We start from the raw sequence: 8,316 nt of genomic DNA on the forward strand, positions 1-8,316 counted from the left end.
CGTGGGTGCCAAAAAGCGCTGGAGCAAATGCTCCGGCGCTTTTTTATTTGCGCCGCCGATCCGCGGCGCTGGGGATATGCAATTCCTCCCGGTACTTGGTCACCGTCCGCCGGGAGATGGAACAGCCCCGGCGCTCCATCTCTTCACAGAGCTTCTGGTCGGACAGGGGCTTTTTCTCCTCCGCCACCAGGCGGAGGAGAAGGGCCTTGGCCGACTCGGCCGAGGCGCCGCTCTCCCCCACCGCGCCGGCGAAGAAGTATCCCAGGGGATAGACCCCCTGAGGACAGCGGAGGTACTTGTTCTTCACCGTCCGGCTCACGGTGGATTCGTGGACGTTCAGGGCCTGGGCCGCCTGGCGCATGGTGAGGGGCCGCAGGTGCCCCGCGCCCAAGCGGAAAAATTCCTCCTGCCGCTGGGCCAGAAACTGGGCGCAGCGCAGCAGCGTGGTGCGCCGCTGGCCGATGCCCTGAATGACCCATTTTGCCTGGCCCAGCTTTTGGCTCAGGTATTTCTGCACATTGGGATCGTTGGTGTCCCGCAGGAGCTTTCTGTAATAGTCGCTGATGACCAGCCGGGGGATGGCGGTGTCGTTCACCGAGATCTCCATGCCGTCGGGCGTCACCACGATCTCCAGATCCGGAATGATGTAGGCCAGGTTCTCCTGGGCGGCAAAGCCCGTGCCCGGCCGGGGGTTCAGGGTGCGGATCAGGTCGCAGGCCCGGCGCGCCTCCTCCTTGGAGACGCCCAGGGTCTTGGCGATGACGCCGTAACGGCTCCGGGCCAGCTCATCCAGATGATTTTCCACAATGGCCACGGCCAGGCTGTGGTCGCCGGAGCGGCGCTCCAGCTGGAGGCGCAGACATTCGGACAGGTCTCTGGCTCCCACGCCGGCGGGATCCGCCGACTGCAGCTCTATAATGGCCCGCTCCATCACCGCCTCGTCCATGTGGGCGGTGGCGGCCAGGAAGGCCGCGTCTCCGTCCAAAAAGCCGTTGGCGTCCAGCCGCTCCACCAAAAATTCGATGGCCCGCAGCACCTCCGGCTCGAACACGTCCCCCATCATGAACTGGGACAGGATGTACCAGGAAAGGTCGTTCTCCTCGTCGCTGTAGCGCCCCAGGTTGGCCAGCCCGTCGTCCCGCTCCTCATCCTGACGGTGATAGTAGGCGTTCTGGCAGTCATTGGCTTCCAGCCACTCCAGCCGGCGCACGGCGTCGGCATACGGCGCGGCGGGCTCCGCCGCCTCCTCCGGAAACTCCAGGGTCGGATTTTCCTGCAGGATCTCCTCGGTGTATTCCCGCAGCTCCTGTATGCCCATCTGCAGGATGGACATGGACTGGATCATCTGGGGCAGAAGGGCCACAGACTGTTTTTGCTGTTGCTTTTGCTCCAACGCCATACCGGCCCCCCCTTTCTTGACGGTGTCTTTTTATTATAGCACAGCAGGTAAGGTTTTTCTACTTCAATTTTCGATGAAAGGGGAGGGCCCGCACCGCCGCAGGCCCTCCCTTCCGCATCCTTTTTTCAGTTGAGGAAGCCCTCCAAAATTTTCTCCTCAGCCTCCTCCTCGGTCAGGCCCAGGGTCATCAGCTTCAGGATCTGATCCCCGGCGATGCGCCCGATGGCGGCCTCGTGGATGAGCTGGGCGTCCAGATCCTGGGCGTCGATGGCGGGGATGGACTTGATCTTGGCCTCGTCCATAATGATGGAGTCGCACTGCACATGGCCAAAGCACTTGGCCTGGCCGGTGACGCAGGGGCGGAAGACCTGCACCGAATCCCCCTTGGCCACGGAGCGGGACACCACCCGGCCGGTGGCGTCGTCCCCCTTCAGGATGATCTCCATGTTAGATTCCGCCCGCTGCTTGCCGTCGGTGAGGAGCTTTTCGTTGATAACGCACTCCCCGCCGGGGCCCACCTCCACCACCGTGTCCCGGATGGTGGAGTCCACCCCCCTGATCTGGGTCATCTCCATGGTGATGGAGGCCCCCTCCTCCAGGTAGACCTCCGTGCGGGGATTGAGGATATTCTCCCCTGTGCCGGGGCCCTCGCCGTAGTGCCGCTCCACGTAGCGCACCTTGGCGTTCTTGGCGATGTGGAACACGTGGATGCCGTCGTGCTGGCTGGTCTCGCAGCCGGTGTTGTGGATGCCGCAGCCCGCCACGATGTCCACGTCGGCCCCCTCGCCGATATAAAAGTCGTTGTACACCACGTCGGTCAGGCCCGACATGCTCAGCACCACAGGGATGTGAACGCTCTCGTGCCTGGTGCCGGGCTTGACGATGATGTCAATGCCCGGCTTGCCGTCGGTCTTGGAGCGGATGTCGATGTTGGCGGTGACCTGCCGGTCGTCCAGCGCGCCGTTGACCCGGAAGTTATAGGCCCCCTGGGGCGTCTTCTCCAGGTCGGCGATCTCCTTGAGGATCTTCCATTCCGTCTTGTCCATTACCGCGCCTCCTCCTTCATGTAGCCGCAGCCAGGCAGCGTACGGGCCATGATCTGGGGGAAGATCTCCTCCCGGGGCCCGTGCTTGGCCACCTCGCCCTTCTCGATGACCACGATCTCGTCGGCCAGCTGGATGATACGCTCCTGGTGGGAGATGATGAGCAGGGTGGAATCCCCCTGCCGGTGGATGCGCTCAAAGGTCTCGGTGAGCTTGGCGAAGCTCCACAGGTCAATGCCCGCCTCCGGCTCGTCGAAGATCATCAGCCCCGCCTTCCGGGCCAGAATGGTGGCGATCTCGATGCGCTTGACCTCACCGCCGGAGAGGGAAGCGTCCACCTCCCGCTCGATATAGTCGTCGGCGCACAGACCCACCTGGGTCAGATACTGGCAGCCCTCGCCGGGAGTCAAGTCCTCTTTCCCCGCCGCCAGGGCGATCAGGTCGCGCACCTTCATGCCCTTGAACCGGGGCGGCTGCTGGAAGCCGTAGCTCACGCCGGCCCTGGCCCGGTCGGTGATGGACAGGTCGGTGATATCCTGCCCGTTCCACCGGATGGAGCCGGCCGTGGGCTGGTTCAGACCCATGATGGCGCGGGCCAGGGTGGTCTTGCCGCCGCCGTTGGGGCCGGTGATGACCACCAGCTTCCCGTCGTCCACCGTGAGGTTCACATCCCGCAGGATGCCCAGCTCCATGCCCTCCTCATCGGTGACGTCATATCGCAGATGACTGATCTCTAACATATGCGGGTACTCCTTTGTGAGTGAAATTTCCTATTAAAACAGTATTATATCACGAAATAGGGAAATTACAAGGGGGAGAGGAAAGATTTCCTTGCAACCATATATTCCATATGCTACAATTTGCACAAAGGCGTACGCCTTTGTCTCTTTCCAATGGAGAGAGAAGCTTTTTGAGGGGGGAAAAAGACAATGAGAAAAAGACTGTTATCCCTTGCGCTGGCCCTTGTGATGTGTCTGGGTCTGACCGTCCCGGCCTCCGCCGCCAAGGACGATAGGAGCAATCTGCCCGAGTATGAGATACTTTCTACGCTGCCCGAAAAGCTGGACCGGCCCGCCCGCCCCACCACGCTGGAACAGGCGGATCTTTACAGCCACCCCGCCGGGGGAGGCAACCTTGTCAAGTGGACCGATGAGAACACGCTCCAGGAGATCGTGGAGCTCACCGACAGCCTTACCGCCGGCAAGACCACCGACACCCAGAAGATGAAGGCCATCTTTGAATGGGTGTACCAGAACATAAATTATGGTCACGAAGACAACACGCTCTGGGGGAAGAGATTTTCCGATCTGACCCAGGAGCAGAGAAAACGGCTGTGGGAGGCCGGCGATCCCTACAGTGTCTATACCAAGCGGCTGGGCATCTGCGAAGGCTACTCCAACCTGTGCTGGCTCATGGGCACCATCGCGGGCATCCCGGTGGCCAAGCTCACGTGCTACACCAGCATGGGCCACGCCAGGAACGCCGCCCTTCTGGACGGGAGGTGGGTCTTCTTCGACGCCACCGAAGCATGGAACAAAGTAGACCCGGACCACAGCTGGGATCTTGATCCATATGAGCGCGCAAGCTCATACAGCGCAATTTGCTACTACGATGGCGTGTACCAAATGTATGTTGCCAGAGGGTATGAGAAAAACATCATCGTTTCGGCAGCCTTCCGCTCGGGGTTTCAGTGCCCCGCCAACGTGACCATCCCCTCCTATGCGACCGAGGTGTCAAGAAGTGCCTTCAAGGGCTGCACCGACTTAAAGAGCGTGACCATCCCCAACGGGGTGACCACGATCGACGGTAACGCCTTCGAGGGCTGCACCAATCTGGAGAATGTGGACATCCCCAACAGCGTGACCACCATTGCAGGTGGGGTGTTCTACGGCTGTACCAGCTTAAAGCGCATCACCATCCCCGGCAGCGTGAGCGAGATCTCAAGTATTCTGTTCAAGGACTGCACTAGCCTAGAGAGCGTCACCATTTCCGATGGCGTGACCAAGATCTGGCAGGAGGCGTTCGCTGGCTGTACCAGCCTGAAAAGCGTCACCATCCCCGGCAGTGTTACCGAAATGGAAGCGGCGTTTTACGGATGTGCCGAGCTGGAGAGTGTCACCATCGAACGGGGTGTTCCCAGCATTGGTTTTGCCGCGTTCCAGGACTGCACCGGCTTGAAGAACATTACCATCCCCGACACCGTGACCACCATTGAGGGGCAGGCGTTCTGGGGCTGCACCGCTCTGGAGAGCGTGACCATCCCCGAGGGCGTGACGACCATCGAGAAATTGGCCTTCGCCGAGTGTGAAAATCTGAAATACGCGGCCCTTCCCGACAGCGTCACCAGCGTTGACGGTTCGGCTTTCTTCGGCTGCCCCAACTTACAGGGCGTGGCCACCATCCCCGCCGGCATGACCAGAATCGCAAACGGGATGTTCGATGGCCGGACCGACCTGACCAGCTTCGTGATCCCCGATCACATTACCGAGATCGGTTATTGGTCATTCCGGGACTGCACCAACCTGAAGAGCATCACGATTCCCAACAGCGTTACCGTGATTGGCAATTCGGCCTTTATGGGCTGCTCCGGTCTGACCAGCATAACCATCCCCTCCAGCGTCACAACCATAGAGGCCTGGGCCTTCGCTGGATGTAGGGGTCTGACCAGCGTGTTCATTCCTGATAGCGTGACCGAAATTCAGGTCCATGCACTTGCCGGCGGCAATATCTCCGATATTTATTACGGCGGTACGGAGGAGCAGTGGAAGGCCATTCAGGGGGATGGCAAAGATATGCCCCACACCACCATCCATTACAACAGCACCGGGCCAAAGCCCGCCGCTGCGGGGACCAACACCGCCTACGCCTCCACCCAGTCTGTTCTGGTGGACGGCAGGGCCGTGGAGTTCCAGTGCTACGCCCTGAAGGACGCCAATGGCAACGACACCAACTATATCAAGCTCCGGGATATCGCCTCCATTTTGAACGGCACCGCCGTTCAGTTTGAGGTAGGCTGGAACGGGGCGGTGAACATCGAGACGGGGAAGGCTTACACCCCCAACGGCAGCGAGATGTCCACCCCCTTCAGCGGCAACCGGGCTTACGAGAACGCCACCGCTCCCACCAACATCAACGGCCAGACGGCGGCCCTGGAGGCCATCATGCTCAAGGACGACCAGGGCGGGGCCTATACCTATTACAAGCTCCGGGACCTGGGGACCAGCCTGGGCTTCCTGGTGGACTGGTCCGCCCAGAAGGGCATCTTTATCGAGACGAAGTAGGCGGGCAGACGCCGCCTGGCGGGCACAGCCCGCCCCTACAAGGAATCCCCCGCCGGGGGACCGTAGGGGCGGGCTGTGCCCGCCTATTCTCTTTCAAAGGGGAGAGGGTTTGCATCTTTTTCCCCGGTCTGGTATACTGATAGGGAAAACGGCGGGGGCAAGCCCCCGCCCTACAAAACAGAGCAGGTCGGCTTTCACCGGGTGGGGGGTTGCCCCGCAGAGAAAGCGGAGCAGGCCGGCCCCATCAGGCGGGAGTTTGCCCCGCAGAGAAAGCGGAGCAGGCGAGCCCCCCGTAGGGCGGGGGCTTGCCCCCGCCGATCTTTTTGAAAGGAGGGACCCATATGAAGGTAGCTCTCATCACCGGGGCATCCCGGGGCATCGGGGCGGCGGTGGCCCGACGGCTCCGGGCCGACGGCTGTGAGGTGGTCCTCAACTATGCAAGGTCCCGGGCCCAGGCAGAGGACCTGGCCGCCCAGCTGGGGGGGACGGCCCTTCAGGCCGACGTGTCCGACCCGGCCCAGGTCAAGCGGATGGTTGACACTGTGTTAGAAAAATTTTGTCAACTTGACATTTTGGTGTGCTGTGCCGGGGTGGCCTGGCAGGGCCTGACCCAGGATATGGGGCGGGAGGAGTACCGCCGGGTCATGGGGGTGGACTTGGACGGGACTTTCTACTGCTGTCAGGCCGTTCTCCCCCAGATGATAAGGCAGCGCTCCGGGAGGATCGTGACCGTCTCCTCCATGTGGGGACAGGTGGGCGGCTCCTGCGAGACTGCCTATTCCGCCGCCAAGGCGGGGATCATCGGTCTCACAAAGGCCCTTGCCAAGGAGGTGGCCCCCTCGGGGGTCACGGTGAACTGCGTCGCCCCCGGCGTCATCGACACCGAGATGAATCAAAGCCTTGGCTCCCAAACGCTTTCCGACCTGGCAGAGGAGACTCCCCTGGGGCGCCTGGGCACCGCCGAGGACGTGGCCGCCTGGGTCTCCTGCCTCTGCTCCCCCGCCGGGGATTTCCTCACCGGGCAGGTCATCGCCCCCAACGGCGGGCTGGTCATCTAGATCCATTGCGCCCCAGAGGTTTCGCTTCTTCATTTTCCACTGTCCACCCGCTGTTCCGCCTTTTTTCCGGCTGTTTCCCTTCGTCATTTTCCACGAAACATTTGTCCTCCTTTTGTGTACATTAGGAAAAACGACGGTTGACAATCCAAGTCATTAAACGTATAATGTCAACTAATCCAAAAGGAGGTTCGAATGAAATGAAAAACCGTATTCTTGCTCTGACCATGGCCACGGCCATGACTGTGGGCCTGCTGGCCGGCTGCGGCGGCGGCGCCACTCAGACCCAGGCTCCCGCCCCCGCCCAGTCCCAGGCCGCCTCTGAGCCCGGCGCCGCCGGCGGCACCTTCAAGCTGGGCGGCATCGGCCCCCTCACCGGCGACGCCGCCATTTACGGTAACGCCGCCATGAACGGCGCCAAGATCGCCGTGGACGAGATCAACGCCCTGGGCGGCGACATCCAGTTCGAGTTCAATCCCCAGGATGACCAGGCCGACGGCGAGATGGGCGTCAACGCCTACAACAACCTGATGGACTGGGGCATGCAGGCCCTGGTGGGCCCGGTCACCACCGGCTCCGCCATCTCGGTCTCCGCCAAGGTCTTTGAGGAGCGGGTGTTCGCTCTGACCCCCTCCGCCTCCTCCCCCGACGTCATCAGCGGCAAGGACAACATGTTCCAGGTCTGCTTCACCGACCCCAACCAGGGCGTGGGCTCCGCCGACTACATGGCTGAGAACTATGCCGACGCCAAGGTGGCCGTGATCTACCGCAACGACGACGCCTACTCCCAGGGCATCCGGGACACCTTTGTCTCCGAGGCCGCCGCGAAGAACATCGAGGTGGTCTACGAGGGCACCTTCACCAAGGACACCCAGACCGACTTCTCCGTCCAGTTGGGCGCCGCTGAGAGCGCCGGCGCCACCGTGCTGTTCCTGCCCATCTACTATCAGCCCGCCTCCGTCATTCTGGCCCAGGCCGCTGCCCGTAACTACACCCCCGTGTTCTTCGGCGTGGACGGCATGGACGGCATTCTGGCCATGGAGGGCTTCGACACCAACCTGGCCGAGGGCGTCATGCTGCTGACCCCCTTCTCCGCCGATGCTGACGACGAGCGCACCAAGAACTTTGTCTCCGAGTACCAGTCCCGCCACGGGGAGCTGCCCAACCAGTTCGCCGCCGACGGTTATGACGTGGTGTATGTCATCTACGAGGCTCTGAAGGCCGCCGGCTGCACCGCCGACATGTCCACCGGGGATATCTGCGAGGCGCTCGTGGCCGCGATGCCCACCATCTCCGTGGACGGCCTCACCGGCCAGGGCATGACCTGGGCCGCCACCGGCGAAGTGTCCAAGGCCCCCATGGCCGTGGTCATCAAGGACGGCGTGTACGTCACTCCCTGACCCAGACCTACGATCAACGTGACCAAAGGCGGAACCGGCTGCCGGGGGTCTTCCCCCGGCTTCCACCTCATTCCCCTTGGACATAGGGCGCCTCCTTTCCCAAGACCCGGGACAGGAGATAACCTTCCCGCACCCCCT

General features: G+C 62.0%; 6 protein-coding genes. 3 read left to right on the plus strand and 3 right to left on the minus strand.

Annotation, left to right across the window (positions count from 1 at the left end; translation table 11 throughout):
• Window positions 1–43: 43 nt before the first annotated feature.
• The 3 genes from rpoN to NFR87_RS10000 form a co-directional block, all read right to left on the minus strand.
• Window positions 44–1,399 (minus strand): RNA polymerase factor sigma-54, encoded by a 1,356-nt coding sequence (rpoN, locus tag NFR87_RS09990; RefSeq protein ID WP_251449295.1) that lies wholly within the window; start codon window positions 1,397–1,399, stop codon window positions 44–46.
• A gap of 125 nt (window positions 1,400–1,524) precedes the next feature.
• A complete protein-coding gene (locus tag NFR87_RS09995) occupies window positions 1,525–2,445 on the minus strand; it encodes a SufB/SufD family protein (protein WP_251449297.1) in 921 nt (306 codons plus the stop codon).
• A complete protein-coding gene (locus NFR87_RS10000) occupies window positions 2,445–3,182 on the minus strand; it encodes an ABC transporter ATP-binding protein (RefSeq protein WP_251449299.1) in 738 nt (245 codons plus the stop codon). Before NFR87_RS10000 ends, NFR87_RS09995 begins: the two co-directional genes overlap by 1 nt.
• A gap of 189 nt (window positions 3,183–3,371) precedes the next feature.
• Here NFR87_RS10000 and NFR87_RS10005 point away from each other — a divergent pair, with 189 nt between their 5' ends.
• The 3 genes from NFR87_RS10005 (at window position 3,372) to NFR87_RS10015 (ending at window position 8,178) form a co-directional block, all read left to right on the plus strand.
• Window positions 3,372–5,723, plus strand: a complete 2,352-nt coding sequence (locus tag NFR87_RS10005; protein ID WP_251449301.1) for a leucine-rich repeat protein — start codon at window positions 3,372–3,374, stop codon at window positions 5,721–5,723.
• A gap of 341 nt (window positions 5,724–6,064) precedes the next feature.
• Window positions 6,065–6,781 (plus strand): elongation factor P 5-aminopentanone reductase, encoded by a 717-nt coding sequence (gene ymfI / locus NFR87_RS10010; RefSeq protein ID WP_251449303.1) that lies wholly within the window; start codon window positions 6,065–6,067, stop codon window positions 6,779–6,781.
• 197 nt (window positions 6,782–6,978) lie between these two features.
• Window positions 6,979–8,178, plus strand: coding sequence for an ABC transporter substrate-binding protein (locus NFR87_RS10015; protein ID WP_251449305.1), 1,200 nt, complete (start codon window positions 6,979–6,981; stop codon window positions 8,176–8,178).
• The last annotated feature ends 138 nt before the right edge of the window (window positions 8,179–8,316 follow it).

The sequence above is a fragment of the Vermiculatibacterium agrestimuris genome, from assembly GCF_943193085.1.
Taxonomy (GTDB): Bacteria; Bacillota; Clostridia; order Oscillospirales; family Oscillospiraceae; genus Vermiculatibacterium; species Vermiculatibacterium agrestimuris.

Coding starts and splice junctions, on each gene's coding strand:
- ymfI (WP_251449303.1), top strand. CDS start 6,065: ATGAAGGTAGCTCTCATCACCGGGGCATCCCGGGGCATCGGGGCGGCG.
- NFR87_RS10015 (WP_251449305.1), top strand. CDS start 6,979: ATGAAAAACCGTATTCTTGCTCTGACCATGGCCACGGCCATGACTGTG.
- NFR87_RS09995 (WP_251449297.1), bottom strand. CDS start 2,445: ATGGACAAGACGGAATGGAAGATCCTCAAGGAGATCGCCGACCTGGAG.
- rpoN (WP_251449295.1), bottom strand. CDS start 1,399: ATGGCGTTGGAGCAAAAGCAACAGCAAAAACAGTCTGTGGCCCTTCTG.
- NFR87_RS10000 (WP_251449299.1), bottom strand. CDS start 3,182: ATGTTAGAGATCAGTCATCTGCGATATGACGTCACCGATGAGGAGGGC.
- NFR87_RS10005 (WP_251449301.1), top strand. CDS start 3,372: ATGAGAAAAAGACTGTTATCCCTTGCGCTGGCCCTTGTGATGTGTCTG.